Source organism: Enterobacter sp. UPMP2061 (assembly GCF_053709615.1).
In genome coordinates this window covers 35,167-60,261 of sequence record NZ_JBSKJP010000014.1, presented here as the reverse complement: position 1 = coordinate 60,261, position 25,095 = coordinate 35,167, and the positions used below count along the sequence as shown (strand labels likewise).

General features: G+C 54.6%; 24 protein-coding genes and 1 pseudogene. 12 read left to right on the top strand and 13 right to left on the bottom strand.

What is annotated here, in order from left to right:
* Nucleotides 1-73 precede the first annotated feature (73 nt).
* Nucleotides 74-1,573, bottom strand: a complete 1,500-nt coding sequence (locus ACWKXX_RS19850) for an aldehyde dehydrogenase family protein (protein ID WP_045339728.1) — start codon at nucleotides 1,571-1,573, stop codon at nucleotides 74-76.
* 241 nt (nucleotides 1,574-1,814) lie between these two features.
* On the opposite strand from ACWKXX_RS19850, the gene feaR reads away from it, so the two are divergent.
* A complete protein-coding gene (gene feaR / locus ACWKXX_RS19845) occupies nucleotides 1,815-2,723 on the top strand; it encodes a transcriptional regulator FeaR (RefSeq protein ID WP_015570600.1) in 909 nt (302 codons plus the stop codon).
* On the opposite strand, the gene ACWKXX_RS19840 is transcribed toward feaR, so the two are convergent.
* From ACWKXX_RS19840 to ACWKXX_RS19830, 3 genes are read right to left on the bottom strand one after another with little or no spacing between them, the layout of a single operon-like run.
* Nucleotides 2,724-3,041, bottom strand: a complete 318-nt coding sequence (locus tag ACWKXX_RS19840) for a YdbL family protein (RefSeq protein WP_006808832.1) — start codon at nucleotides 3,039-3,041, stop codon at nucleotides 2,724-2,726.
* Nucleotides 3,042-3,048: 7 nt separating this feature from the next.
* Complete coding sequence (locus ACWKXX_RS19835; protein WP_003857369.1) at nucleotides 3,049-3,240, bottom strand: YnbE family lipoprotein; 192 nt, start codon at nucleotides 3,238-3,240, stop codon at nucleotides 3,049-3,051.
* Nucleotides 3,237-5,876 carry a YdbH family protein gene (locus ACWKXX_RS19830; RefSeq protein WP_045348168.1) on the bottom strand — a complete coding sequence of 880 codons (2,640 nt, stop codon included), beginning with the start codon at nucleotides 5,874-5,876 and terminating at the stop codon, nucleotides 3,237-3,239. Before ACWKXX_RS19830 ends, ACWKXX_RS19835 begins: the two co-directional genes overlap by 4 nt.
* Before the next feature lie 210 nt (nucleotides 5,877-6,086).
* Between ACWKXX_RS19830 and ACWKXX_RS19825 the strand changes: the two genes are divergently transcribed.
* Nucleotides 6,087-7,076 (top strand): 2-hydroxyacid dehydrogenase, encoded by a 990-nt coding sequence (locus tag ACWKXX_RS19825; protein ID WP_017384525.1) that lies wholly within the window; start codon nucleotides 6,087-6,089, stop codon nucleotides 7,074-7,076.
* Nucleotides 7,077-7,254: 178 nt separating this feature from the next.
* Here the strand turns inward: ACWKXX_RS19825 and ACWKXX_RS19820 are convergent, their stop codons facing one another.
* Both ACWKXX_RS19820 and ACWKXX_RS19815 read right to left on the bottom strand, forming a co-directional pair.
* Nucleotides 7,255-7,428, bottom strand: a complete 174-nt coding sequence (locus ACWKXX_RS19820; protein WP_006808842.1) for a GnsA/GnsB family addiction module toxin — start codon at nucleotides 7,426-7,428, stop codon at nucleotides 7,255-7,257.
* A 305-nt stretch (nucleotides 7,429-7,733) separates the two neighbouring features.
* Nucleotides 7,734-8,012, bottom strand: a complete 279-nt coding sequence (locus ACWKXX_RS19815) for a YdgH/BhsA/McbA family protein (protein ID WP_003857380.1) — start codon at nucleotides 8,010-8,012, stop codon at nucleotides 7,734-7,736.
* Between the two features lie 227 nt (nucleotides 8,013-8,239).
* On the opposite strand from ACWKXX_RS19815, the gene ACWKXX_RS19810 reads away from it, so the two are divergent.
* Nucleotides 8,240-8,830, top strand: coding sequence for a DUF4142 domain-containing protein (locus tag ACWKXX_RS19810; protein ID WP_017384526.1), 591 nt, complete (start codon nucleotides 8,240-8,242; stop codon nucleotides 8,828-8,830).
* 74 nt (nucleotides 8,831-8,904) lie between these two features.
* Here ACWKXX_RS19810 and ACWKXX_RS19805 read toward each other — a convergent pair whose 3' ends face one another.
* Both ACWKXX_RS19805 and ACWKXX_RS19800 read right to left on the bottom strand, forming a co-directional pair.
* On the bottom strand, nucleotides 8,905-11,001 hold the full coding sequence (locus tag ACWKXX_RS19805) for a pyrroloquinoline quinone-dependent dehydrogenase (RefSeq protein WP_454540845.1): 2,097 nt from the start codon (nucleotides 10,999-11,001) through the stop codon (nucleotides 8,905-8,907).
* Between the two features lie 10 nt (nucleotides 11,002-11,011).
* Nucleotides 11,012-11,377 (bottom strand): hypothetical protein, encoded by a 366-nt coding sequence (locus tag ACWKXX_RS19800; protein WP_047062776.1) that lies wholly within the window; start codon nucleotides 11,375-11,377, stop codon nucleotides 11,012-11,014.
* A 632-nt stretch (nucleotides 11,378-12,009) separates the two neighbouring features.
* Between ACWKXX_RS19800 and ACWKXX_RS19795 the strand changes: the two genes are divergently transcribed.
* On the top strand, nucleotides 12,010-13,272 hold the full coding sequence (locus ACWKXX_RS19795) for an amino acid permease (RefSeq protein WP_020480531.1): 1,263 nt from the start codon (nucleotides 12,010-12,012) through the stop codon (nucleotides 13,270-13,272).
* An 87-nt stretch (nucleotides 13,273-13,359) separates the two neighbouring features.
* Nucleotides 13,360-13,599 (top strand): DinI family protein, encoded by a 240-nt coding sequence (locus tag ACWKXX_RS19790; RefSeq protein ID WP_261666260.1) that lies wholly within the window; start codon nucleotides 13,360-13,362, stop codon nucleotides 13,597-13,599.
* 320 nt (nucleotides 13,600-13,919) lie between these two features.
* On the opposite strand, the gene ACWKXX_RS19785 is transcribed toward ACWKXX_RS19790, so the two are convergent.
* Together ACWKXX_RS19785 and ACWKXX_RS19780 are read right to left on the bottom strand one after the other, a co-directional pair.
* A complete protein-coding gene (locus tag ACWKXX_RS19785) occupies nucleotides 13,920-14,666 on the bottom strand; it encodes a molybdate ABC transporter permease subunit (protein ID WP_047735338.1) in 747 nt (248 codons plus the stop codon).
* A gap of 14 nt (nucleotides 14,667-14,680) precedes the next feature.
* Nucleotides 14,681-15,595: an extracellular solute-binding protein gene (locus ACWKXX_RS19780; protein ID WP_032648199.1), complete on the bottom strand. Its 915-nt coding sequence runs from the start codon at nucleotides 15,593-15,595 to the stop codon at nucleotides 14,681-14,683.
* Between the two features lie 325 nt (nucleotides 15,596-15,920).
* On the opposite strand from ACWKXX_RS19780, the gene ACWKXX_RS19775 reads away from it, so the two are divergent.
* Both ACWKXX_RS19775 and ACWKXX_RS19770 read left to right on the top strand, forming a co-directional pair.
* On the top strand, nucleotides 15,921-16,424 hold the full coding sequence (locus tag ACWKXX_RS19775) for a DUF1543 domain-containing protein (protein WP_023296544.1): 504 nt from the start codon (nucleotides 15,921-15,923) through the stop codon (nucleotides 16,422-16,424).
* A 92-nt stretch (nucleotides 16,425-16,516) separates the two neighbouring features.
* On the top strand, nucleotides 16,517-16,738 hold the full coding sequence (locus ACWKXX_RS19770) for a hypothetical protein (RefSeq protein WP_261666261.1): 222 nt from the start codon (nucleotides 16,517-16,519) through the stop codon (nucleotides 16,736-16,738).
* Between the two features lie 5 nt (nucleotides 16,739-16,743).
* On the opposite strand, the pseudogene fhuE reads toward ACWKXX_RS19770, so the two are convergent.
* Nucleotides 16,744-18,770 (bottom strand): annotated as a pseudogene (gene fhuE / locus ACWKXX_RS19765) (ferric-rhodotorulic acid/ferric-coprogen receptor FhuE).
* Nucleotides 18,771-18,810: 40 nt separating this feature from the next.
* Between fhuE and ACWKXX_RS19760 the strand changes: the two are divergent.
* Together ACWKXX_RS19760 and ACWKXX_RS19755 are read left to right on the top strand one after the other, a co-directional pair.
* On the top strand, nucleotides 18,811-19,011 hold the full coding sequence (locus ACWKXX_RS19760) for a hypothetical protein (RefSeq protein ID WP_261666508.1): 201 nt from the start codon (nucleotides 18,811-18,813) through the stop codon (nucleotides 19,009-19,011).
* A gap of 64 nt (nucleotides 19,012-19,075) precedes the next feature.
* Complete coding sequence (locus ACWKXX_RS19755) at nucleotides 19,076-20,134, top strand: YncE family protein (protein WP_017384534.1); 1,059 nt, start codon at nucleotides 19,076-19,078, stop codon at nucleotides 20,132-20,134.
* Between the two features lie 261 nt (nucleotides 20,135-20,395).
* Here the strand turns inward: ACWKXX_RS19755 and dcp are convergent, their stop codons facing one another.
* Nucleotides 20,396-22,429 (bottom strand): peptidyl-dipeptidase Dcp, encoded by a 2,034-nt coding sequence (gene dcp / locus ACWKXX_RS19750; protein WP_454540844.1) that lies wholly within the window; start codon nucleotides 22,427-22,429, stop codon nucleotides 20,396-20,398.
* Nucleotides 22,430-22,572: 143 nt separating this feature from the next.
* Between dcp and ydfG the strand changes: the two genes are divergently transcribed.
* Together ydfG and ACWKXX_RS19740 are read left to right on the top strand one after the other, a co-directional pair.
* Nucleotides 22,573-23,319 carry a bifunctional NADP-dependent 3-hydroxy acid dehydrogenase/3-hydroxypropionate dehydrogenase YdfG gene (gene ydfG / locus ACWKXX_RS19745; protein ID WP_261666263.1) on the top strand — a complete coding sequence of 249 codons (747 nt, stop codon included), beginning with the start codon at nucleotides 22,573-22,575 and terminating at the stop codon, nucleotides 23,317-23,319.
* 90 nt (nucleotides 23,320-23,409) lie between these two features.
* Complete coding sequence (locus tag ACWKXX_RS19740) at nucleotides 23,410-24,096, top strand: GntR family transcriptional regulator (RefSeq protein ID WP_017694074.1); 687 nt, start codon at nucleotides 23,410-23,412, stop codon at nucleotides 24,094-24,096.
* A 35-nt stretch (nucleotides 24,097-24,131) separates the two neighbouring features.
* Here the strand turns inward: ACWKXX_RS19740 and ACWKXX_RS19735 are convergent, their stop codons facing one another.
* Nucleotides 24,132-24,563: a universal stress protein gene (locus tag ACWKXX_RS19735; RefSeq protein WP_015570611.1), complete on the bottom strand. Its 432-nt coding sequence runs from the start codon at nucleotides 24,561-24,563 to the stop codon at nucleotides 24,132-24,134.
* A gap of 287 nt (nucleotides 24,564-24,850) precedes the next feature.
* Between ACWKXX_RS19735 and ydfZ the strand changes: the two genes are divergently transcribed.
* Complete coding sequence (gene ydfZ, locus ACWKXX_RS19730; RefSeq protein ID WP_003857405.1) at nucleotides 24,851-25,054, top strand: putative selenium delivery protein YdfZ; 204 nt, start codon at nucleotides 24,851-24,853, stop codon at nucleotides 25,052-25,054.
* The last annotated feature ends 41 nt before the right edge of the window (nucleotides 25,055-25,095 follow it).

Genomic DNA, 25,095 nt, shown 5'->3' with positions numbered 1-25,095 from the left:
ACCCGGCCTACAAAACCAACCTTTTCCTCGATCCCGTAGGCCGGGTAAGGCGTAGCCGCCACCCGGCGTTTTTTTAATACCGCACACACACCGACTTGGTTTCACACCAGCCGTCCAGCCAGTCGGGGCCGAAATCGCGCCCGGTGCCAGACTGCTTCATGCCGCCGAACGGCAGGTTGGCGTCTATCAGCGTGTGGCTGTTCACCCACACGGTACCGGCCTGTAACCTGTCGGTATACGCCAGCGCTTTACTGATGTTCTGCGTCCAGACGCTGGCCGTTAAGCCATATTCAGTGTCGTTCGCCAGCTGAAGCGCCTCTTCCCCATCGGCCACACGAACCAGATTCACCACCGGCCCGAAGACCTCTTCACGCGTCAGTCGCAGATGATTATCCGGGTTGACCACCAGCGTTGGCGAAACGTAATAGCCTTTGCCGTCTGGCCCCCGGTTCCCGGCGATCAGCTCCGCATGGTGCGCCTTCGCCTCATCCAGGAACGCCTGGACCTTATCGCAGTGGGCGCGCGACACCAGCGGGTTGATAAACGCCTCCGGCGACATGCCCGGCCCGACGCTCAGGGACTTCACGGCCTGTTCAAACCCGCTGACCAGCGTGTCAAACAGCGGAGCCTCAATATAAATACGCGAACTGGCCGCGCAGACCTGCCCCTGATTCAGGAAGCTGCCGGTCATCAGCCCTTCAATCACCCACGCCGGATCGGCATCTTTCAGCACGATGGCCGGGTTTTTGCCGCCCAGCTCCAGCGTCACGCCCGTTAGCGTGTCCGCCGCCGCGCGGGCAATCTGCTTGCCCGTCGCCGTCGAACCGGTAAAGCTCACTTTGGCAATGCGCGGGTGCGAGGTCAGCGCCGCGCCACAGACGGCGCCACTGCCGGTCACCACGTTGAACACACCCTCCGGAATCCCCGCCTCGCTCGCCAGTTCCGCCACCCGTAACAGGGTGAGCGGCGTGGTTTCCGACGGTTTGATCACGATGGAGCAACCTGCCGCCAGCGCGGGCATCACTTTCCACATGCCAATCATCAGCGGGAAGTTCCACGGCACAATCCCCGCCACGACTCCCACCGGCTCTTTACGCGTCCACGCCTGATAACGCGCGCCCTGCGGCAGTGGAATCGAGAGATCGAGGGTTTTACCGGCAATTTTGGTGGTCAGCCCTGCCGTGTAGCGCATCCAGTTCAGGGTGCAGCCCACCTCGAAGGCGCGGGAAATGTTAATCGATTTCCCCTGCTCCAGGGTTTCGAGCTGTGCCAGCTCTTCGCCATGCTGTTCCACCAGATCCGCAAACCGCAGCAGGATGCGTTCCCGCTCTGCCGGCAGCCGCCCGGCCCAGCTTCGGGCGACAAAGGCGCGCCAGCCAGACATCACCGCACGATCGACATCATCGACGCTGGCATCGGCGGTAGAGGCAATAACCTCTCCGGTCGCCGGGTTGTAGACGTTCAGACGCTTTTCGCTATCGGATGCCGCCTGACGCCCTTCGATCCACAGGCCGTGCTGGCGATCTAAAAACTGCTGCACGCCCGGCAGGATGGCGACGTGTGATTCGGACATAGAATACTCCTTCGTTATGCTTCGCAGGGTGTGTATGCAGTCTAAGAGGGGATTCGCATTCCTGCTTTTGTCTGTGTGACATTCGCTTTGCCAGCTGTGACAGGGTACGCAAATCGTGATAATTCCCGCTTATATCGCTGTAACCGTTGAATGTTCTTTCCTATAGTCAGCCTCGTAGCCCTGACAAAATGCAACATAAATGCAACAATGCGAAAACAGTGACGGTGCAGCGAGAACATCAATGGCGTGTGCAAGCGAACAGGACAATTTTCAGCAGTGGCTGGCGCAAATTAACCAGGTTTGTGGGCGCTTTGCGGCACGTCCGTTAGAGGGGGCGTTTCTCGGCGAGCTGGAAACCAGCTACACCCAAAGTCTGAAGCTGAGCACGGTGACCGCCGCAGGCGTTAACCTGTTTCGCACCCGTCAGGAGATCAAAAACGGCAACGATGCCTGGTTCTACACCGTGTTTCAGCTGGAAGGCAGCGCCGGAATCGAACAGGACGACCAGCGCGCGATGCTGAAAGCCGGGGATATCACGCTGATTGACGCCTCCCGCCCGTGCTCCATTTACTGGCAGGAGCGTTCCCGCCAGATTTCGCTGCTGCTCCCGCGACAAATCATTGAGCAACACGCGCGTTTTCAGGAAGTGAGGTGCGCGCTGCCCCTCTCCCGCAGTCTGCCTACCGTACAGCTGAGCTACCGTCTGTTGCAGGAGAGCATGGGCAATGCCGATCTCAGCGCCAGTGAAAGCGAAGCGGCGCTTGAGGCGATGGTGTGTCTGCTGCGTCCGGCCTTCCAGCAGCGTGACGAGGTGCTGCCGCGCAAGGAGCGTCAGTTCCGCCACGTTCTGTCCCTGATTGATGATCATATTCAGTCGGAGGCGTTAAGACCGGAGTGGATAGCTTCAGAGAGCGGCATGTCCGTGCGTAGCTTGTACCGCATGTTTGCCGGGAAAGGGCTGGTGGTAGCGCAGTATATTAAGAACCGTCGCCTCGATTTATGCGCTCAGGCGCTGCGTTCCATCAGCGATGACGAAAAGCTGGCGGGGATTGGCTACAGCTGGGGTTTCACCGACCATAGCCATTTTTCCACCGCCTTTAAGCAGCGTTTCGGGGTTTCGCCGGGCGAATACCGCAGGCGTTATCGCTAGCTATTTTTTCAGCCACTTGCCGTTAATTCCCTTCACGTACTCACCCGGCTGCGCGCGGGCCACCAGCTTTTGTCCCGCCATTTTCGCCACCTCGTCGACGGGTAAATTATTACTGTCAGCCAGCTGCTGGTAACTTTCCGTGCGTGCGGCGTTGATACGGTTCACCAGCGCCAGGGTTTCAGCGTCGTGCTGAACGGGCGCAAGATAGCCGCTCAGGGTTTCCCCTACGCGCCCCTGGGCACGCGCATCGTTGAGCGTAAGCGTGGCGGCGTGAACGTTCATCCCCAGCGCCAGTAACATCAGAGCTAATCGTTTCATGACATCCTCAGAACAGATCGCTGCGGGATTTCAGCAGGGCTTCAACGTCTTTATCCACCTTGATATGGATTTCATGCTCGATTTTCACGTTCATGTTGATGGTGATCGGCTCTTTGGGCGCCGCCACTTCAATGCGCGGCGTGCAGCCTGACAGCAGCGCGACGACGGCCACGGTGAGTACACCAGCCCTCTTTTTCATTGTTGTTCCTCACTTTCCTTGCCTGTCGAACCGCGGAGAAGGGGTATCGCCGCATGTTGCTCAAACCATGTTTGCAGATTGTCCCCAAAGCGCAGGCTGCGCCAGAGGGTAAAAATGTTCTCTTCATGGGTGTAATTTAGGTTTACGAAACTGCTTTTGCCTTCGACGCGGCTGGTGCCTTTAATGGCCGCCTGCATGGTTAACACACCCAGATTATCCACATTGAGTTTTGTCCACGACTGCGAAATTTCCATATAGCGGAGCCAGTTGATCGCCGCCCCGGCAACCATATTGTCTTTCACAATGGCATCCGCCGTGTCCTGGTCGATGCGCAGCGTCATCGGCCCCGGGTTGGTCAGCCAGCCATCTTTAATGATCCATTTTTCATTGTCCAGCCAGAACGGCAGCGCGCCGCTCACCGGGCCGGACATGGCAAACTGCTTCGGATTCACCGCGCTTATCAGTTCGCTGGAGGAAATATTATCCACGCGCAGTAAAGCCGGATCGTGCTGCGGCATTCTCAACTGCTGCATGGTGATTTTCCCGCCGAGCGCTTCCACCTTCACGTTGGTGAGCAGGAGCGGGTTCGCTTCGGTCCAGGGATAATCGCCCTGGAGATCCGCGGTGATATTTCGGGCTGTGACCAGGTTTTTCACCTCGTCGATTCGTAACGTTACCGGCCCGCGCGTGCCCAGCGACCAGGTACCCTGGCTTAAGCGGAACGGAAGAACAAAATCCACGCCGTTGATCTCGTTATCCGGCATCCACGCGCTGCCCGCTTTCAGCACCCCGTGCCCCCCGGCCTCAAACCCCTGATCGGGGGCCGCGGAGAAAGCCACCTGCGCGTACATTTCGCCGCCGCGCAGGGTCATTTTCCAGTCTGGCGGGATCAGCGGCTGAAACACCGTAAGAGACTGTTTTGGCCACCAGGCCTGACCGCGAAGGCGTTCGCCGTCCCAGCGTCCATTCACCTGGACCGGGCCGATGTCGTCCGCGTGCAGGTTCCCTTTAAACTGGAACACCGTCGGGTCTGTCCCGTCAACGCTGAAGGTCAAAACGGACGGCGGCAGCACGCTTCCGCCTGAAAAGCTTGTTTGCCCGGCGTTAAGCGCGAGCGCGCCGCTAAAGGTGGGGTTATCCGGGTCCCGCGACCAGCGCACCGGGTGATCCAGCACCAGGCGCGGCTTGCTGACCAGCATCGTACCGTACTGCAATTTGTCGAACCCCGTGGAAAGATCGGTCAGTTCGATAACGTTGTCGCGCCACTCCCCGGTTCCCCGGACATCCCAGCGCGCGTTCATCGGCGTGAAGTTCCCTTTACCCCAGTAGCGCCACTGCCACAAACCGTTGTCCGGTAAAAAGTCGTTAGCCTGGCCGTCCAGATGCAGCTCAAAATCGCCCATTTCGTTTTCATGCGCCCGCAGAATGGCTTGCAGGCGGCCGTCCACGCCCTTCTGCGTGAGCTTCACGCCCGCCAGCGGCCAGCGGATCTCATCGATATCCAGCGAGTCGATGATGCGCCCGCGCGAGCGCAATAAAGCGCCGGGTTCAAACGTAAGCTGCGGATCGTAAAGGCTGCCGGTCAGCATCGCCGGGAGCCTGGCATACAGGATCAGATCGTTTTGCTTGGCTTCCCCGCTCAGGTGCAGCGGCATAGCGCTGTTATCCATACTGAGCGAGCCGGGACCGATATTCAGCACCGCGTTGCCCTTACCCGCATCCCCCTGGGTCAGCACGTTGAGCCGCCCCGTGAAGGTGGCTTTCTCCAGCCCCCGCTGCCAGTTATCCACTTTCAGCCCGACGCGTCCGCTCATTGGCACGCCGGAGGCTAACCAGTTCCAGCGTCCGTCGCTGATGGTCAACTGCTGAGCGGTGATCTGCCACGGTAAATCGAGCAGCGGATCGGGGTTGTCCCGCGCCATGACCACCAGCTGGCCCTGATTGTCCTCCCAGTCCAGATCGGCATCGACCAGCGAGGATAACTGTGGCACGTTAAAGGTCGCGACCGTATGCCCTTTCACCGGCACGCCGTCCGGCACCAGCGGCAGGGTAAATTCACCGACCAGCTTCACGGGCTGCGGCTGATCCGGCAGTTGCACATCGAACTGGCTGATGGAGAGGGTCTGGCCGCGCAACTGCCCCTTAATGCTCACCTGCTTGCCGTTATAGATGATGTCCTGGCGGGCTGGCGTCAGTGAGGCATGCAGCTCACCCTCCCACTGCTGCCAGGGAGAAAGGGTAAAGCGATGGATGGTCAGCCAGGTGTTGGGCAGGATGGCCTGCCACTGCGCCAGCGTTTTCGGCGCCACCGTAGATGGCGCCGATTGCGGTAATTTGCTCAGGCAGACAGAGTTAAGTTCAAGTGCGCCAATATCCAGATCCCAGCGGCTGGGGTGTGACAGAGTCACGTTTTCCACGCGGGCAATTTCACACTCTTCTACCAGATAGCGGAGATCGGGGATGATCAGGGCGTGGCGCGTGAGCCGTGGGCTTTTTTCAAACGCGATGCGCGTTCCAACGGGGAGCCAGATCCCGGCGAGCGTGGGTACCCACTGGGCGAGCGTCATCAGCAGCGTCAGCGGCACAAGAAATAGCAGCAGTAATAGCGCGATTGCGGCTTTGTATTTACCCTTCATGGGCAGTTAATATCCTGATTTTGCGAAAAAAATAAGCCGTTCTTGCCGCTCATTGTCGCATGTTTAGCCAGTCAGTTGAAGGTAATGCCATTTTTAAGAGTAGATGCTCTACAATAATTCATAGAACTTATTGATTTCAATGAATTTTGAAAAATTGTAAGATAATTTTAAACATGCTAACGTGGTTCCAAAATCACTGGAGAAAGTCTTATGAAACTCGCGGTATATAGCACAAAGCAGTACGACAAAAAGTATCTGCAACATGTTAACGAGACGTACGGTTTCGATCTTGAATTTTTCGACTTTCTGCTAACTGAAAAGACGGCTAAAACCGCCCACGGCTGCGAAGGCGTGTGTATCTTCGTTAACGACGACGGTAGCCGACCGGTGCTGGAAGAGTTGAAAAAACAGGGCGTGAAATACATTGCCCTGCGCTGCGCGGGCTTTAACAATGTCGATCTCGATGCCGCCAAAGAGCTGGGTCTGAAGGTCGTTCGCGTCCCGGCCTATTCTCCGGAAGCCGTGGCAGAACATGCGGTCGGGATGATGATGTCGCTCAACCGTCGTATTCACCGTGCCTATCAGCGAACCCGTGATGCTAACTTCTCTCTGGAAGGGCTGACCGGCTTTACCATGTACGGTAAAACCGCAGGCGTCATCGGTACCGGCAAAATTGGCGTGGCCGCCCTTCGCATCCTGAAAGGATTTGGCATGCGCCTGCTGGCGTTTGATCCGTACCCAAGCGCCGCTGCGCTGGAGCTGGGCGTGGAGTATGTCGATTTGAAAACGCTCTTCTCGCAGTCTGACGTTATCTCCCTGCACTGTCCGCTGACCCCGGAGAACTATCATCTGCTTAACCAGTCGGCGTTCGACCAGATGAAAGACGGCGTGATGATCATCAATACCAGCCGCGGCGGGCTGATCGACTCTCAGGCGGCTATCGAAGCGTTGAAAACGCAAAAAATCGGCGCGTTGGGTATGGATGTGTATGAGAACGAACGCGATCTGTTCTTTGAGGATAAATCTAATGACGTGATCCAGGACGACGTGTTCCGTCGCCTGTCTGCCTGTCACAACGTGTTGTTCACCGGACACCAGGCGTTCCTGACCGCCGAAGCGCTGATCAGCATTTCGGAAACCACGCTGGGGAATTTGCGTCAACTCGAAAAGGGAGAAGCGTGCCCGAACGCGATAGTGTAAGCCTGGTAACCCGGGTGGCGGCTACGCCCTGCCCGGCCTGTGGATTGCGTTAATTGTAGGCCCGGTAAGCGCAGCGTCACCGGGCTTTTTGGCTTCAATCCTGCCACGCGCAGGATAGTCTTAGCTGACGTTTGCCGTTCTGATTTATCCAGTGTCCCGAAACAGGTAATAATTTCGCTTAAATAAGTTTGATTTTTACCTCATACCCCTCGAGGCCTGTCATGGCTTCACGAGCGATAAACTCAATTTCAGACACTTCCTGCCCTGTTTTTTTACGTAACTCTGAAATTTTTTTGGTTATAAGCGCTGAAATTTCTTCTTCTGCCTTTTGCGTCAGTGCGTCAACGTTCATGTTTACCTCTTGCAACCGTTTACTGTTTCCATTCTCCAGCAGGCGACAGCTAACGATTAACTGCCTTTCACCATAACTGTATGTAAAGAGTAGACTATCTGTGTAACGTATGCTGCCGTCGCATTTAAATATGCATTTAGATTGCATTATTTAAACAAGGTGTTATTGTCCCAAAGCCTTAGAGCACAAAATAGATAAATATAAGAAAAGCTTTGACTCACACTCGCCCCGCATCAGGGGCATTTTTTTGGCTGTCTGTAAGCAAAAAACCCGCCAGAAGCGGGTTTTTGTGTTATTTGAGAAAATTATTTAAAGACTTCTGCGACGGCCTGGAAGTTAGGGCCATGCTCGCGGGCAGCGATGATGACGTAGTATTTCCCGCCCTTCTCGTCTGCCAGTTTTGAGAGTTTTTGATGAAGATCTGAAGGTGAAGAAATTTGTCCACCTGAAGCCCCTACAGATACATTACCAAGGTATTCAAGCTTGAAGTGGTGCGCTTCATCCTTGGAAATCATATCTGCCGCAGATGCGCCGAAGCTTGCTACTGTTAAAGCCAATACACTCCCTAATAGTGCTTTTTTCATATCATTCCTCCTGTTGATGAATCTATATATTTAACATTAGCAGCAAATATGTAAATGATCCGTATCAATATTGTAGAAGGATTGAGCATCACGACCAGCCATCACTGACCTGAACAGCGGGTACAGCAGGTTCATCTACTATACTGACCTGTGCAGTCGCCATTTATCTGCCGGTTGCGCCTGAAGCAATTGAAACTTACCTGTACCATGACCATCAGGAGAACAATATGCACACGAGTAAAACCCTGAAAAGGCTGCTAGCCGTATCAGCAGTTGCAGCAATGTTCAGCACCGTTGGCGTACAAGCCCAGACAACCAGCGCCGCGCAAACTCAAACTGCGGGCCAGGCTCAACCGGACGCCAGACTCAGCTCCGGCGACGAGAAAGCATTGAAGGACATGGCGCAGGCCAATATCAACGAAGTTGCCGCCGCCAGGCTCGCCCTCGACAAGGCCCAAACCAGTGAAGTGAAAACATTCGCCCAGAAAATGGTCGACGATCACGGCGCCGCGCTGACCAAAGTCAAGACCGTTGCCCAGAAAAAGGGCGTGGAGCTGCCGACCGAACCAGACGCCGCGCATAAAGCCCTGAACTCAAGGCTGGAAAACCAGCGCGGTGACGCTTTTGATAAAATGTATATGGAATATGCTGGCGTGAAGGACCACGAGAAGGTGCTGTCGAAGCTTAAAAGCGACGCCAGTAAAATCGACGATCCAGATGTGAAGGCTCTGGCCAACGAGCACACTCCGGTCGTTGAGCAGCATCTGAAGTCCGCCGAGCAGATGTCAGCGCGTGCTGGCGCATCAGCCGATAAATAACGCGTCGGTAAAACAACTACTGCAAAATAAAGTGGGGCCCGCAGGCCCCACGCTTATTTCCCCTTCCTGCTGAATTATTCCGGCAAGGCGTAGACCACCACCTGATCGCCCACCTGATCCTTCAGGATCGTATTCCCGCCAGCCACGAAGGCCACATACTGGCGACCTTTATATTCATAGACGGACGGGTTCGCTACCGCCGGAGCTTCGGCCTGATCGGACCACAGCTCTTCACCGCTCTCTACCGAGTAGGCACGCACTTTGGCATCCATTGAAGCACCGATGAAGATCACGCCGCCCGCCGTCACTGCCGGAGCACCAATGGTAGGCGAACCCCAGCTTTCCGGCATGAAGAAGCCATACTGCTGGGAGGCGCCAACCGGACGACGCCATTTCACATCGCCCGTGTGCATGTCCAGCGCCACGATTTCACCAAACGGCGGTTGCCAGCACGGCATGCCCAGCCAGTTGCTCGCCACCAGCAGACGCATACCGTACGGGGCGCCTTCCTGTGGGGCAAAGCCGCTTTCGTTGCCGGAGTCTTTGTCTGCGTTATCGTAATCCTCACGGCTGTACAGCTTCACGTACTGGACGATATGCGAGGTGTTGACGATGGCGATCTGTTTTTGCGGATCGAACGCCACCCCGCCCCACTGGACGCCGCCGGCGCTATCGGGATAGGTGAGCGTGCCTTCGCCTTTGGTGGTCGGCGGGGTATACATTCCTTCATAGGTCAGGTTATCCCACAGGCGGGAGCACTGGCCGCCACCGACGATATCCGCCAGCTTCCAGATTTCCGGTTTTTTCGACTGGTCGAGCAGCGGCGCGGGTTTGGTCGGGAATGGCTGCGTGGGCGAGAGAACTTCGCCCTGGACCGATCCATCACCCTGCGGAACCGGACGTTCTTCGATTGGCCATACGTCCTCCCCCGTCAGGCGGTTAACCACAAACAGGAAACCCTGCTTGGTGGCCTGCACCAGCGCCGGGATCTGCTTGCCGTCTACGGTGATGTCCATCAGCGTCGGGGCGGAGTTGATATCGTAATCCCAGACATCGTGGTGTACCCACTGACGGGACCAGACCACTTTACCGGTGTTGATGTCCAGGGCGGTGGTCGAGGTGCCAAGCGGAATAGCGTCTACGCGGTTGCCGCCCCAATAGTTGGGAGACGGCGATGAGACCGGGAGATAGACCAGCCCGTTGGCCTCATCGGCGGACATGTGCGTCCAGACGTTGGCGGTACCGGTACGCTTGCGGATCTCTGCCGGGATCGCCTCAAAGGTCCACTCAAGCTTACCGGTCTGGGCGTTGACTGAAAAGACGGTGCCCGGAGGGGCTTCGGCATAGGCCCAGTCTTTCCCGGCCCAGCCCACCAGCAGATGGTTGCCGACAACGGTTGGCGGTTGCAGGACAGAGAGCGGATACTTCGCGTTAACGGTGTTCCACTGGTTCAGATCCAGCACGCCGTTGTCCGCAAAGCCGCTGCACGGTTTGCCTGAATCAGCGTCCAGCGCAAAAAGCTTGCCGTCAACGGTGCCCATATAGACCATCTTCTGGCATGCCTCACCCGTCACCGGATTTTTGGCCTGCCAGTAGGAAACGCCGCGGTTTTTCAGCACCGGCTGGGTCAGCGCCTTGCGCGACGATTTGGTGTCATAGTGCCACTTCTCTTTACCCGTCCCCGGATCCAGCGCAATCAGGCGATCGAATGGCGTGCCGATATAGAGCGTATCGTTGGCGAAAATGGGCGTTGCGGACCAGACGGTAGCTGGCGTATCGCCTTTACCATCCGAGACGTCGCCGGTATGGAACTCCCAGACTTTCGTTAATTTCCCGACGTTATCCGCCGTAATTTGGGTCAGGGGACTGTATTTCTGCGCGTTAAGCTGGCCGTGGAAGCTGTCCCAGGTGGCGGTGCCGGGCACCAGCGGCGTCGCTGGCTGGCTGGCCGAGGCGACTCTCTTTCCATCACCGCTGCCGGTTGAGGCATCGTCGGTGGTTTTTGTGGTTCCGGGCGCCTGCTGATCGGCCGCATCAATGTTCAGTGATTCCTGTGTCCCCTGCGAGGCTTCAGCGGCCTTATCCTGCGCCTGTAGCGCGAGCGGAGCGACCAGCAGCGCCAGCGCCGTCATGCTGACTTTTATGAAGGGATAATGCTTATCGTTGTGCACGGGCGGCTCCTCAGCTTCTGACGGGATGGTTGTAACGAGCGGAATGGCTGCTCAGCATAATCAGACCAATCAGGCCGACCACCATGGCTGCCGTTATGATGAACTGGTGCAGCAGCGCGGCGGCGAAAGCAATACCCGCCAACACCACCAGGGTGACAATAATCAGAAAAACGCGCGCCCCGCGACGCGATGCCGCACGTAACATAAAGGTCAGGATCGCCAGCACTACGCTGGCAATGACCACGCCCAGTGCGCCAATGGTGCCAGTGACGCCGGTAAGCGGCGTCCACCAGGCGTATAGCGCCACCGCGAAGGCTATTATCGCGGTCAGCAGCAGCAAAATGCTACCGACCCGCGAGGATTGAGAATGCAACATACCAGGAAACCCCCTCTAAAATGCAAAATTGACCATTATTAAGGCGTTTTCGTGAATATATACCCCTGCTGCCCGCCGCTATTAAGGGAACGCGACGTGTGGAGCGGCGGCATATTTCACTAAACGTAACTGAGTATAGAAGAGGATTTTCTTATGGGGCGTTTAATAGCAGGCATACGACGTCCTGAACCCCTTCGCCACCATAAAGAGAGCGTTATGTTACAAGACGGTTCGAAAGCTACGAGCGGGTTACGCGATTGTCTACATTCTGTTTTTTAATTTCAGGCATAACGGGATAATTTCACGCCCAATAAAATAATTAAATAAGCCCCCCTTCAATATGATGGCGCCTTATGGTACTTAATAAAACAGGGTGTTTATTCTTTAATTAACAGACGTGCAGGCAGGGAAAGTCAGTCGTTATTTGTCCGTTAATTTAACAAATCCCTTTCTTAATTAACCGCCTGTTAAAGCATCGTCAAAGAATAACGATAGTTATTGCAGGCATACACATAAGGTTTTCGGTATGCAACATCAACCCCCTCCCACCCGTGACGTAATGGCGCAGCGACGACTACAGACAGATAAAAACTAAATAAGTCGTCGCCCCTCTAACAACGCGGTAAAATATGATGAATAAAGCCACAACTCTCTCAGCTAATATTACAACACGCTCTAACTGGCACTGGCAGGATAATATCTGGACGCTGGGCCTTTATGGTACAGCCGTCGGAGCGGGAACACTGTTCCTTCCCGTGGAAATCGGCACCCGTGGTCCGGTTATTTTTCTGGTTATGCTCCTGCTGGGGCTGCCGTTATCCCTGATCCCCCATTTACTCCTTTGTCGTGTATATATGCGTGAAGAGAAGACTGAAAACGGCACGTTGCCGATCTTCGGCTCCTTCTTCAGCGGAAGGGGTGAAAAGCTGATCACCCTGTTCTATTGTGTGACCTTCTTCCCGGTAACCCTGGTTTACGGGGTGGCGCTGATTAATGCGCTGAGTAATTTACTGGTGGAGCATCTGCATATTACCGCCATCAGCCGTGGGCCATTGTCGTTTATCGTGGTTGCTGCGCTGTATGTGGTGCTTAGCAAGGGCCGGGACAGAGTCGTGGCCATTATGAGCGCACTGGCGCTGCCGTTCGCGGCATCTGTACTGCTGATCGCCGTATCACTTATCCCGGGATGGCATCTGTCTAACCTGACCGATACGGCCGCTGAAATGAACGCCACGCCGCTGCCGGTAACGCTGAAAAATATCTGGCTGACGCTGCCGCTTATTACCTTCTCGTTTTGCTGTGCGCCTATGGTCTCCCCGCTGAGCTCTTACTACCGGGAGAGGAAAGCGGAGGGTGAGAAAAAGGCACTGTTCGTGATCCGTATCGCCTACTTAGCTATCTTCGCCAGTATCCTCTTTTTCGTGCTGAGCTGCGTGCTGGGGATCCCCCATGACAACTTTGTGCGAGCGAAGGCGGAAAACCTGAATGTGCTGTCGGTGATGAAGGGAAACGGTGATTTCAGCCTGATTTACCACATTGCCCCGCTCATCGCTATCATCGGTATGACGAAATCCTTCCTCGGCGTAGGTCTGTCGGTCGCACAAACGTTTGGTCAGCTGGCTGCCAGCGTATCCGGCAAAAAGGCCAACGCCAGCAAGCGGCTGGCCTCTCTGGCGCTGTTCCTGCTGACCTATGGCATTGTTTATGCCAATCCGGATGTGCTCAGCCTGATTGAAATGTTCTGCGGACCACTGATCGCGGTGATTCTGTTCCTTATCCCGGCGTACCTCATATACACCCGCCCCTCGCTGGCAGAGCTTCGCGGCGTGACGGTGTTTTTGGTTGTTCTGGGCGGGCTGGCAACGCTGTCTGCATTGCTCTGGACAATGCTTTAGTCTGAACGCCGTTTGACTGTACCCATATACAGTAGTATTTTACGTTCAGGCTGAATCACATGCGTAATATCCATAAGGTAAACAATCATGTTTGTGGAACTGGTTTATGACAAGCGAAACGTACACGGGCTGGAGGGAGCCAGGGAAATCATTCTGGCCGAACTGACAAAACGCGTGCACCGGATTTTTCCTGATGCCAGCGTGACGGTTAAGCCAATGCAAGCGAACGGCCTGAACAGCGACGCCAGCAAAAGCGACCGTGAAAAGCTCAACCGCATGCTTGAGGAGATGTTCGAAGAGTCGGACATGTGGTTAATACAAGAGTAACCGGGCGCAAAGCCCGGTTCTGGCTTCGGGAGACAAAGAGCATACAACGTTAACTTTGCGTAATTTCTTCCGCTATCGCGACGTACCGATTTACGCCTCCATGGTTCCCCCAGCATAATCCCACCGATCCAATTGTAAGACATATCCAGCGCGCGCCACATTTTCTTCCTGCCTTGTACTTTCAGTCTGACTGACTGGAGGTTTCTGTGTGTGGCCTTTTATGAAGAATCCGGTTTGGGGTTATTCGAGGTAGCCCGCTGAAATGGAAACGTGAGCAAGCTCATCCGCTATGAACGAGGAACGGACGATCTAAGGGGTGTTCATTTCCTGGCCATTCGTTTGCCAAGAGCAAAGCAGACCATTGGCAGGGGAAGCGTCACTACCAGCAGCATCCATAGCAAAGTATATACTGTGTCCACCCCGTCATTTTGCAGATTGGTATACAGCTTTACCGGTATACCCTGCGGGAAATAAGCAAAGATCATCACGATCCCGAACTCGCCTACCGCGCGAACCCAGGCGAGTGTTACGGCAGAAGCCAGCCCAGGCAATGCCAGGGGTAATGTAAGAAAACGAAAGCGGTTCCAGGGAGAAGCTCCCAACGTTTGTCCCGCTTCAAGAATATTTTGGGGAACAGTGGCAAACGCCGAACGCGACACCACGATAAAATAAGGCAAAGCGCCGTAAACCTGAGCCAGCACAAACGCCGCCGGATTATTTACCAGCGTAGCTCCCAACAGTGAAAGCCAGCGGCCAAACACGCCATAAGGCCCGAAAGCCGAAACCAGCAAAATCCCCATTGCCAGCGGTGGCGTCAGCAGAGGGATCATCACCAGCAGTTCACCGATCAATCGTTTTCGACCCGTGGCTTGTGACAGCCACCATGCCACCGGCATGCCGATAAGAATGATAATTCCGAGTGCCAGCACACCCAGTCCCATAGAGACGGCAATGGCGCTGTCGTCTCGCCAGGCCAGCTTCAGATGATGCCAGGGCGTGACGCTAATCAGCGTGATAAAGGGGATACTTAACAGCAGGATAGCGGGCAGAGATAACCACCCCGCCACCCAGCCCGGTTTTCTTAGCGGGCGTATAAGCTGTCTCCTTTAGGTTCGGCGTAGCCAAACGCTTTGAACAATTTCTGCCCCTCGGCGCTTTGCATGAACGATACGAACTTTTGTCCCTGTTCTACACCATTCGGCGCGTTTTTCAGCACCGCCGCATAGAACACCATTGGTTGAGTGTGCAGAATTTGATCCTGGCCTTTACTGTCTTTAATGGTAAAACTGACGGTGTCATACCACTGTTTCGTCATCGCCGGGTTGCTGAGGTTTATTTCATCCGGCAGCGCGACATACGGCAAATGCGCTGAGCGAACTTCACTCTCGTATCCCGCTGCTGCATCCACCTGACCGCTTTCCAGACGCGCCAGCAGCCCTCCTTCCTGATGAGTCTGCTGTGGGTTTTGCAGCGAGCCTAAAATTTTATCTGTGATGCCCGGCATGTTGTAATACTTTTCCGCCAGCATCAGGCTAAACACAATATTCTGGCCTTTTGGGTCGACATAAGGATCGGTGCGGCCAAATGAGACATCTTTCTGCGTCAGCAGAGTCAGCCACGAGCCGTCTTTCTTTCTGTTGGCCTGTTCAAACTGCGCTGCATGTTTACCCTCAGGACTGTAAGCGACCACCATGCTGGTACTGGCGACAGGGACCGCCTCATCTATCAGCCCGGCGTCTTTGAGAATTTGCATCGGCCCCGGGGTGATGGAGACAAACACATCGGCCTCAATTTTGTGGCTTGCAAGCAGGCGTGCCATCCCGTATGCACCCTGGCCCTGCCCCTGATAGCCGTCGTTATTTGCTCTGGAAAAAGCCGGACCTAACCCCTGGTCCATTACTTTGCCCATGGAACCGGCATAAGTCACCCTGATATCCTTTGCCAGCGCCATGGATGGCATTTGCAGCAGCGCAACCGCCACCAGCGCAACCTGCATTCGTTTCCTGGCCATAAACACCCTCTCGTTATATATTTTTTTATATATCGAATTTTCCAGAAAAATCACCGCAATGACAACCTCCTCAAGCGCGCCGTTGATGCAAGGTTGAATAAAAGGAAATCGGTCTGGGTGGTGCATGGTCGACTTAGTCAGATGTTGTCATCCAAATGTGGGCAATTGTTCATGAAACATGCTGCGTAAACTCCTCGTGGCTTTGCGTAGAAGAATCTTGAACTCATTGTCATCAATGTCTTTTGCACAGTTGTAGCCCAACTCGCTATATAGTTAAATATATAGCGATTAAATAACTTCTGAGGGTTGTATGAATTTGTATATGTTTTATGTCGGCGGAAATGCCGGTAAATCCAATATTGAAGTCCACGACATCCAGTTTGTGGCGGCACGTAAGCCCAATGATGCCTGGCCTGCACTGCGTGAAGCATGGTTTGGTGATAGTGATAAAATTCATATAGACGGCTATAGCCGTATCACGTGGGCCGACGGATACTCTGTCACGCTTTCCCCGGAGCCGCCCCAGTCTACGAAGAGATTATTTTTCGTCAATGCGGGTGGTTACAGGCCGGATACGCTTGCAGAACTGCACGAATATGATCTGTTCGTCGCCGAAAATGCCCGGCAGGCTAAGGAGAAAGCATTACTAACGCTACTTTGCGGTGTCGATCAACAACATAAGGATAATTTAAAAGAGGTTGATGATTGCCTGTTGCTTGAAAAGGTTGGAGGGTTGTTTATTCATCTGACACCCTGCGATACAGGGCATCGCGATCTTCCAGAGTGGCAGGGATATTTACCGATAGGCGCATGAAACTGCAAAAAGAGACGCATTGCTTCAGGATGAAACAGGTCCCCTTTTAGTATTGCTCAGGATGCCCCTCGAGTCTGAGGGCGTCCTGTTCATTGAATATTTACGCTTTTGCGTCTGGCTGTTTTATTGTATATCCAACATACGTCTTCTTTAACTGGCCCAATGTTTCCGGCACCAGGCTCGTCACCCGTTCAAACCGGCACATTATTCGTTACCAGGATGGCAATGGCATGGCGGCCATCGCCGTGTCGTTGCCGCTGGTGGGGCCGAAGCGCATTTCGGAACAGGTGATGGCCAGGATAGCGATAAGCTGATTAGATCAGAATGTGTAACTCATGCTTACCGAGACGCTACGCGGTTCGCCATAGACGGCAGAGTCATCGAGGTAGGAGTAGTATTCGCGGTCGAACAGGTTACGAACGTTTGCCTGCACCGCCAGCTGTTTCGTCAGCTGATACTGCGCGAACAAGTCGACGAGCGGATAGCTGCCCTGATAGAGGCGCTGCGTCTCGCCGTCCGGACCGGTGACATCTTTGTACACCTGATTCTGCCAGTTCACGCCGCCGCCTACGGTCAGATCCGGAAGCGTCGGGACGCGGTAACGGCTGAACAGCTTAAGCTGCGTCTGCGGCGCAAAGCTGTTGAAGCGGCCATCTGAATCACGGGCAACATAGCGGGTCGCGCTGAAGGTAAGCTGTAGATTGTCGGTAACGGCACCGTTCACCTCAAATTCCGCCCCTTTGCTCACTGCGCCTTTGGTTGCCCGATAAGCTTGTTCGCTGGATCCATTAACGAATACCCCGCTGATTTCCTCCCCCGCGTTCTCCTGTTCTATGCGGAATACGGCAACGTTGGTGGTCAGTCGACCGTCCATCCAGTCTGCCTTCAGGCCGGTTTCATAATTTTTACCGGTGACGGGAGAGAGCCATGCCCCCTCTTTCGTGCGTTTGGTTTGCGGGGCAAAAATTGAGGTATAGCTGGCGTAAGCGGAAAGGCTGTCGTTGATGTCATACACCAGCCCGCCGTAAGGGGTGGTGTTGTATTTACGCATATCGCCGCTGCTGCCATCTGAGCTGTACTGGGTATAACGTGCGCCAACGATTAGCGACAACGGATCCGCCAGCGACAGGCGTGCCGCCGTATACGCCGATTTTTGCCGCACGATATCATCCGCATTTTGATACCAGTCGCCCCACTCCGGCTCGGCCACGCTGCCGTCCCAGCTGTTGTTGAAGATGCCAATCTGAGCACTGTCCATTGGCCCGTCTTTGCTGAAGGTAGCATTGTGCTGTCGGCTATAGTTGGCTCCGGCCATCAGCTGATGTTGACGCCCGAGAAGTTCAAAAGGCCCGCTGGCGTAGGCATCAAAGGCGTCCAGAGTGCGCTTGCCGCGATCCTTACTACCCCAGCCTGATGCGCCTTCTCCGGTGGTGGCGTCCGGATTGCCCATCACATAAAGCAGGGTATCATTGAACGTTTGCTCGCCGTGGGTTCCATTGAAACGCACCGACCAGCCGTTATCCCAGTTGTGGGTGAGGTTAGCAAAAACTTTACGCGACTCAACGGAGTATCCCGTCCAGTCTGCCGAGGTATTGACGTTGCGATCGTAATGGGTACGGCTGCCGTTACTGTACAGGCTGGGTAATCCGCCCCAGGTCGGGTTGGCTGTGTTTGTTTGCTGATAGTCCCAGCCCAGCGAGGCCGTCGTGTGTTCCGTTACATCGCCTTCAATGACGCCATAGAGAAATTTCTTGCGCTTGCCATATCTGTCAAGCCAGCTGTCCTGATCCTGATAACCTGCCACGACGCGCCCACGCAGGCTGCCGTCGGAATTGAGGGGCGCGGAGATGTCGCCCACATAACGCTGTTTGTTCCAGCTTCCGTAACTTGCGCTGACGTTGCCCCTGAAGGTTTTACTGTCGGCACGTTTACGCACCATGTTCACCGTTGCTCCCGGATCGCCAGCGCCGGTCATCAGGCCGTTTGCGCCACGCACAATCTCTATACGATCATAAATGGCAGTATCTTCCTGCGCATCGCCAAAGTTCCACGCGTCGCCCATTGATGTGGGGATCTCATCGTAGGCAAAATTGGTGATTTCAAAGCCGCGGGAAAAGTAGCTGGAACGCTCGCTATCAACCTGCTGCGACGAAACGCCGGTGGCATTGGTAAGTACCTGGTCAATGGTTTGCAGGTCTTGATCCTGCATACGCTGGCGCGTGACGACGCTGACTGACTGGGGATATCGCGCGGGGTCAGCAGCATTTTGGTGCCTGAACGCGTGGTTTTTACCGCATAATCCTGCTGCGAGTCGGCGCTCCCGTTCCCGTCACCGTAGACAACCATCTCTTGTTCTTGCGTATTTTCATCCGCCTGTGCCGGGTGCATGACGGCGGACATTGCCAGCGCAAGCAGTGAAAGTGAGAAGGAAGCAGGAATTAATCCTGCGGGCGCTTTCGCGCGATTAGCCCTGCCTTTAAAAATCATCATGTTACCTGTCTGTTGTTGTCGTTATGTGCAAATCATTCATACAAATAAGAATGGAAATGATAATTATTTGCTTTATTATGCACAGGTAATTTTGTAAGTTAAATGTAAATAAATGTATATTTATCAAAATCAGCGCGGCACGCGCATGACAGGAACAAAAAATGAACACATTCCATTGGCTAAAAGGAAAGACATGGGGCTTAAGCATTCTTACCGCGGCGTTAACCCTGAGCGCAACGGCGTCAGCAGCCCTCCCGGATTCGGCTGAACTCAAGCAGCGCGAACTCGCGGACGGTCTGTATGAGATGGTTTACTCCCCAACGGCAAACGCGTTGTACGTTGCGAGCGCGCAGAGTTTCAAAAACGTCAACGGCGGGGTGCTCTATAAACTGGATCCCACAACGCTTGCCACGCAAGGTGAAACCCACACCGACCTGAAAAACTTCGGCATGGCAGCGGACGATAATGGCAAGGTCTACTACACCACCAACACCCTTGATGGCGGGGTATCGAAAGTGGACGTGCAAAGCGGCAAGGTGCTACAGCGCCTGATGTTTGAAGGCAAAGACAAGGATGGCGACCCGGTTGGTGCGCGTGAAATCCTTTTCCACAAGGGACAACTGTTTATCGGCGGCGTTGCCGACCCTGGGTTTATCTCCGTGGTTGATGCCAACACTATGACGCTAAAAGCCCGAATCGAAAATGCCGGGAAATGGGTGACGGGGATTATTTATTCGCCTCTGACAGACCGCCTTTATGCCGCCAATGGCGGCGGTGAAATTCTGGTGATTAACCCGGAGACGTATAAAATCGAACAGCGCTGGACGCCGGGAGATAAAAAAGCGTATTTGTTCCTGAATATGGCAGAAGATCCGGCCACCGGGCGCCTGTTCGTGACTGATGATTCAAAAGCCAAAACCACACTGGTATTTGATGAGCGCAGCGGGAAAGTTATCAAGCGTCTTAAAGGCGATGCGCTGGGAATAAAGTTTAACGCTGAGCGCAACGAAATTTTCATCACTCAGCGCGAATCCAGGAAGGTGTTGCAGCTTGACGCCGGGAGCTATGCTGTGAAAAACAGCTGGACGTTCACCAGCCATCCCAACAGTCTTCTGGTAACACCGGACGGTAAAACGTTATACGTAACCGTGAAGCAGGACTTCAATGACGACAACACGACGAAAGGCCCGGATAGTGTGGTTCGTATTTCATTAAATTAAACAATATACAGCCATCCTGTGAGGGATGGCTGACTTATAAACGTGGACGCTGAAGCAGTATATTTAGTCCGGCCAACGGATAAAGCCGGGTTAAAGCGCCAGATGTTCTAAAGTCGCGGGGATCCTTACTGGGTAAAAGTAAAGGTGTAGCTACGTGAAGCTGGCCCCTATCCTCCTGCAAATTTCGCAGAATTAAGGATTCATTTTGGGAAAGAAAAAACCGGGCCTCGCGCCCGGTTCTGTTCCCACACTAAAAAAGCCTTACGCACTCAATCCGCGATTCTCCAGCATCGGTTCAATCTTCGGATCGTGCCCGCGCCAGTTCCGGTAAAGTTCAGCTAAATCAGTGCTGTTGCCGCGGGACAAAATCGCCTCGCGGAATTTCTGTCCGTTTTCGCGCGTCAAATCGCCCTGCTCGACAAACCACTGATATCCATCGTCCGCCAGCATCTGCGTCCAGAGATAGGCGTAATACCCTGCCGCGTAGCCGCCGCCGAAGATATGGGCGAAATAGCTGCTGCGATAGCGCGGCGGTACGGCTGGAAGATCCAACCCCTCTTTTTTCAACGCGGCGGCTTCAAAGGCTTCCACGTCTTCAACGGGCTCCTGAATGCCGTGCCAGTTCATATCCAGCAGCGCGGCGCTCAATAGCTCCGTCATGTCATAACCCTTATTAAACTGGGTCGCATTGAGCATTTTTTCCCGCAGCGCATCCGGCATCGGTTCGCCGGTTTGATAGTGACGAGCAAAGTGCGCAAACACCTGCGGATGGCTGGCCCAGTGTTCATTGATTTGCGAAGGAAATTCAACGAAATCACGTGGCGTGTTGGTGCCTGAAAGCGTGGCATAGCGCTGGCTGGCAAACAGGCCATGCAGGGTATGGCCAAACTCGTGGAACAGGGTAATCACATCATCCCAGGAGATCAGCGCGGTCTGCCCGTTCGCCGGTTTTTGATAGTTGCAGACGTTATAAATCACCGGACGCGCGGCAAACTCATAAGACTGCTCAACAAAATTCCCCATCCACGCGCCGCCCGCTTTGGAATCACGCGCGAAAAAGTCGCCGTAGAACAGCGCCATGCCTTCACCCGTGTGGTCGAAAATCTCCCACACGCGAACATCCGGGTGGTAAACCGGAATATCAAAACGCTCGACAAAGCGGATACCGAACAGCTGCGTGGCGGTCCAGAATACGCCATCTTCCAGCACGGTATTGAGTGCGAAATAGGGTTTGATCTGCGACTCATCCAGCGCGTATTTCGCTGAGCGCACGCGTTCGGCATAAAACGCCCAGTCCCAGGCCTGTACCGTAAAACCACCCTGCTCGTCGTCGATGACCTTCTGAATATCCGCCTGCTCCAGCGCGGCCCTGCCGCGTGCCGCAGGAACTATCCCGCGCATGAATTCGAGCGCGGCTTCCGGCGTTTTCGCCATCTGATCGGCAATGCTCCAGCTCGCATAGTTGTCAAAGCCGAGCAGCTGCGCCTGTCTTGCCCGCAACGCGGTAAGCCGACGGATCAGCTCGCGCGTATCGTTTTCGTCGCCTTTCTGAGTGCGTTCCCAGCCCGCGCTGAACAACTTTTTACGGGTCTCGCGCAACGACAGCGCCGCCAGCGCGGGCTGTTGCGTGGTATTCAAAAGCGGGATCAGCCAGCGATCCGTCAGCCCTTTTTCTGCGGCAGCGTGAGCCGCGGCAGCCACCTCCTCCGCACTGAGCCCGTCAAGCTGGTGAACATTGTCCACCACCAGCCCTCCCGCCTTGTTCGCCGCCAGCAGGCGCTGGTTGAACTGGCTGGTCAGGGTGGCGGCTTCGGTATTCAGGGCTTTCAGCTCGGCTTTTTCATCGGCGTTCAGACGCGCGCCCGCAAGAACAAAGTGCTGATACATCTCCTCCGTCAGTCGTCGGGATTCGGCATCCAGCGCCTCGCGATCCTGCCAGACGGCTTCCACGCGGGCGAAAAGCGTATCGTTTAGCCAGATATCGTTCGCCAGCCCGGCCAGTTCGGTGGAGAACTGCTCGTCCAGCCCCTGAAGATCATCGTTGGTGTGTGCGGACGTCATGGCAAAGAACACGCTGCTCACGCGCGACAGCATGGCCCCGCTCTTTTCCAGCGCCAGCACGGTATTGTCGAAGTCCGGCGCGGCGCGCTGCGCGATAATCGCGTCAATGTCTGCACGCTTCAGGCGCATTGCTTCATCAAATGCCGGACGATAATGGCTGTCGTTAATCGCATCAAAACGAGGCGCCTGATAAGGCAACAGGCTAATTTCAAAAAAAGGATTGTTGACCGACATCGTTTACTCCTGAGCACGGTATTTCTCCCCAGAGTAGGCCAGCCTGCGCCGGCCTGCAATGGCGTCATACAAATGTTGCCTTAACGACGTGCCGGAGAGCGTGCTATGTTAGTACAACACAAAAAGCGTTGAGGAACAGTGAGATGATTATTTTAGTTACCGGGGCGACAGCGGGTTTTGGTGAAAGCATCACGCGTCGCTTCGTCGCCAACGGACACAAAGTGATTGCAACAGGGCGCCGTCAGGAGCGTTTGCAGGAGCTAAAAGACGAGCTGGGTGACAGCATTCTGACCGCACAGCTGGACGTGCGCAACCGCGCCGCCATTGAAGAGATGATTGCCAACCTGCCTGCCGAATGGCGTGAAATTGACGTGCTGGTCAATAACGCCGGCCTGGCGCTGGGCATGGAGCCTGCCCACAAAGCCAGCGTGGAAGACTGGGAAAACATGATCGACACCAACAACAAAGGGCTGGTGTACATGACCCGCGCCGTGCTGCCGGGCATGGTTGAACGTAACCGTGGCCATATCATTAACATCGGTTCCACCGCCGGAAGCTGGCCTTACGCGGGCGGCAACGTCTATGGCGCGACCAAAGCCTTTGTCCGCCAGTTCAGCCTGAACCTGCGCACCGACCTGCACGGAACCGCGATCCGCGTGACCGATGTTGAACCGGGTCTGGTAGGCGGAACTGAATTCTCCAACGTGCGTTTCAAAGGCGACGACGCGAAAGCGGATAATACCTATGAAAACGCGAATGCGCTGACGCCGGAAGATATCACCGAAACCGTCTGGTGGGTCGCGACCCTGCCGAAGCATGTCAACATCAATACGGTTGAGATGATGCCCGTCAGCCAGACCTATGCCGGACTCAGCGTGCATCGCGGTTAATTTACCCTGCCCGGCCTGCGGGCCGGGTATGTGATGGCAGGGAAAAGAATGGTAGTATGTTCAGGTTAACTCTCTGAGAAATCACAACCCATGGCCGCTGAATCGCAACTTAATCCTACCCAGCCCGTTAATCAGCAAATATATCGCATCTTACGCCGTGATATTGTTCGCTGCCTGATCCCACCGGGAACGCCACTCTCAGAAAAAGAGGTTTCGGTACGTTTTGACGTTTCCCGTCAGCCCGTACGTGAGGCGTTTATTAAGCTTGCAGAAAACGGCCTTATTCAGATCCGCCCTCAGCGCGGCAGCTATGTAAATAAAATTTCGCTTTCGCAGGTACGGAATGGCTGTTTTGTTCGCCAGGCCATCGAGTGCGCCGTGGTGCGTCGCGCCGCGTCGCTCATCAACGATAACCAGTGCTACCTGCTGGAGCAAAACCTGCATCAGCAACGAATCGCCATCGACCGCAAACAGTTAAACGACTTTTTCCAGCTGGACGACGAGTTCCACCAGAAACTGGCGCAGATCGCCGAGTGCCAGCTCGCGTGGGATACCGTCGAAAACATCAAAGCTACCATCGACCGCGTGCGCTACATGAGCCTCGACCATGTTTCTCCGCCAGAGATGTTGCTGCGCCAGCATCATGATATTTTCAGCGCGCTGAAAAAACGCGACGTGGAAGCCGTAGATAAAGCGATGACGCTTCACCTTCAGGAAATTAGTGAGTCAGTTCAGTTAATTCGTCAGGAAAACCGCGAGTGGTTCAGCGAAGAATAAAACCTCGCCGCCCCCTTTCGGTTGCGGCGAAGTAATTAGCGGACCACTAATACCGGAATAGTGGCGTAGCGCAGGATAGTTTCAGCATTCGAACCCAGCAGATGGGTTGTAATGCTCGGATTTTTTGATCCGATAACAATGACATCATATTTCCCCTCTTTGCTGAGCTTGATGATTTCATCGCGTACGTTGCCGAAGCGAACTTCACAGTCAATATTGTCCGGGGACATATCAAAGAGCCGTTTCAGCGCCTTCATCTTCTTATCAGACTCGGCGGTCATATACTCTTCGAACTTCTTAATATCGGCATTGAACCCCCGCAGTAACGAACGGCTGCTGTTAGGGAGAATGTTGACCAGGGTGATCGTCGCGCCTTCCGCCTTCGCGAGGTTGACCGCGTGGCGTACCGCTTTATCACTCAAATCCATTTCAAACACATCAACAGGCATCAAAATTTTCTTATACATAAGCCTGACTCCTTTTCCGATGAAGGGTTATTTTCTGCCTCCAGAATGACATTGTGGATATAAACAAAGCCTAAACACTTGCACCCGGAAACTATCAATTAAGGAAAATAACTGTCCGCTTTGTAAAGTGGTGTCCTGAACCGTCAACGCCTGCATGAAATAAGAAAAAAGTGTGAGCTTGATCAAAAGCAAATAATTTCGTTAAAGAGAGGCGTATTAATAGTGCCCCGTGAACGGCAGCCGTTGAATTAGCGCCGTAACGGATAAGTACGAGAGGAGAAAATACCATGATGACATACGACCGTAACCGAAATGCAATCACCACTGGTAGCCGCGTCATGATTAGCGGCACAGGCCAGTTCGGCGTGATTAAAGCGATCCACAGCGACGGCCTTAATGCCGAGCAGGTGCGCCGTGGTAAAACGGTTGAAGTCGAAGGATGCGAAGGTAAGTTCGAACCGATTGAGCTGATTCGCCTGGGGATGCACTAAGCTGCGCCCCGACATGCCGCCGCGGACGGCGGCATGTCATC

Excerpts from the sequence above, each read along its gene's own strand:
- ACWKXX_RS19840 (WP_006808832.1), bottom strand. The coding sequence starts at position 3,041 with ATGAAACGATTAGCTCTGATGTTACTGGCGCTGGGGATGAACGTTCAC.
- ACWKXX_RS19830 (WP_045348168.1), bottom strand. The coding sequence starts at position 5,876 with ATGAAGGGTAAATACAAAGCCGCAATCGCGCTATTACTGCTGCTATTT.
- ACWKXX_RS19760 (WP_261666508.1), top strand. The coding sequence starts at position 18,811 with ATGACGGCGGACATTGCCAGCGCAAGCAGTGAAAGTGAGAAGGAAGCA.
- ACWKXX_RS19800 (WP_047062776.1), bottom strand. The coding sequence starts at position 11,377 with ATGTTGCATTCTCAATCCTCGCGGGTCGGTAGCATTTTGCTGCTGCTG.
- ACWKXX_RS19810 (WP_017384526.1), top strand. The coding sequence starts at position 8,240 with ATGCACACGAGTAAAACCCTGAAAAGGCTGCTAGCCGTATCAGCAGTT.
- ydfG (WP_261666263.1), top strand. The coding sequence starts at position 22,573 with ATGATTATTTTAGTTACCGGGGCGACAGCGGGTTTTGGTGAAAGCATC.
- ACWKXX_RS19790 (WP_261666260.1), top strand. The coding sequence starts at position 13,360 with ATGTTTGTGGAACTGGTTTATGACAAGCGAAACGTACACGGGCTGGAG.
- ydfZ (WP_003857405.1), top strand. The coding sequence starts at position 24,851 with ATGATGACATACGACCGTAACCGAAATGCAATCACCACTGGTAGCCGC.
- ACWKXX_RS19735 (WP_015570611.1), bottom strand. The coding sequence starts at position 24,563 with ATGTATAAGAAAATTTTGATGCCTGTTGATGTGTTTGAAATGGATTTG.
- ACWKXX_RS19850 (WP_045339728.1), bottom strand. The coding sequence starts at position 1,573 with ATGTCCGAATCACACGTCGCCATCCTGCCGGGCGTGCAGCAGTTTTTA.
- ACWKXX_RS19815 (WP_003857380.1), bottom strand. The coding sequence starts at position 8,012 with ATGAAAAAAGCACTATTAGGGAGTGTATTGGCTTTAACAGTAGCAAGC.
- ACWKXX_RS19780 (WP_032648199.1), bottom strand. The coding sequence starts at position 15,595 with ATGCAGGTTGCGCTGGTGGCGGTTGCGCTGCTGCAAATGCCATCCATG.
- ACWKXX_RS19820 (WP_006808842.1), bottom strand. The coding sequence starts at position 7,428 with ATGAACGTTGACGCACTGACGCAAAAGGCAGAAGAAGAAATTTCAGCG.
- feaR (WP_015570600.1), top strand. The coding sequence starts at position 1,815 with ATGGCGTGTGCAAGCGAACAGGACAATTTTCAGCAGTGGCTGGCGCAA.
- ACWKXX_RS19740 (WP_017694074.1), top strand. The coding sequence starts at position 23,410 with ATGGCCGCTGAATCGCAACTTAATCCTACCCAGCCCGTTAATCAGCAA.
- ACWKXX_RS19825 (WP_017384525.1), top strand. The coding sequence starts at position 6,087 with ATGAAACTCGCGGTATATAGCACAAAGCAGTACGACAAAAAGTATCTG.
- ACWKXX_RS19775 (WP_023296544.1), top strand. The coding sequence starts at position 15,921 with ATGAATTTGTATATGTTTTATGTCGGCGGAAATGCCGGTAAATCCAAT.
- ACWKXX_RS19755 (WP_017384534.1), top strand. The coding sequence starts at position 19,076 with ATGAACACATTCCATTGGCTAAAAGGAAAGACATGGGGCTTAAGCATT.
- ACWKXX_RS19835 (WP_003857369.1), bottom strand. The coding sequence starts at position 3,240 with ATGAAAAAGAGGGCTGGTGTACTCACCGTGGCCGTCGTCGCGCTGCTG.
- dcp (WP_454540844.1), bottom strand. The coding sequence starts at position 22,429 with ATGTCGGTCAACAATCCTTTTTTTGAAATTAGCCTGTTGCCTTATCAG.
- ACWKXX_RS19795 (WP_020480531.1), top strand. The coding sequence starts at position 12,010 with ATGAATAAAGCCACAACTCTCTCAGCTAATATTACAACACGCTCTAAC.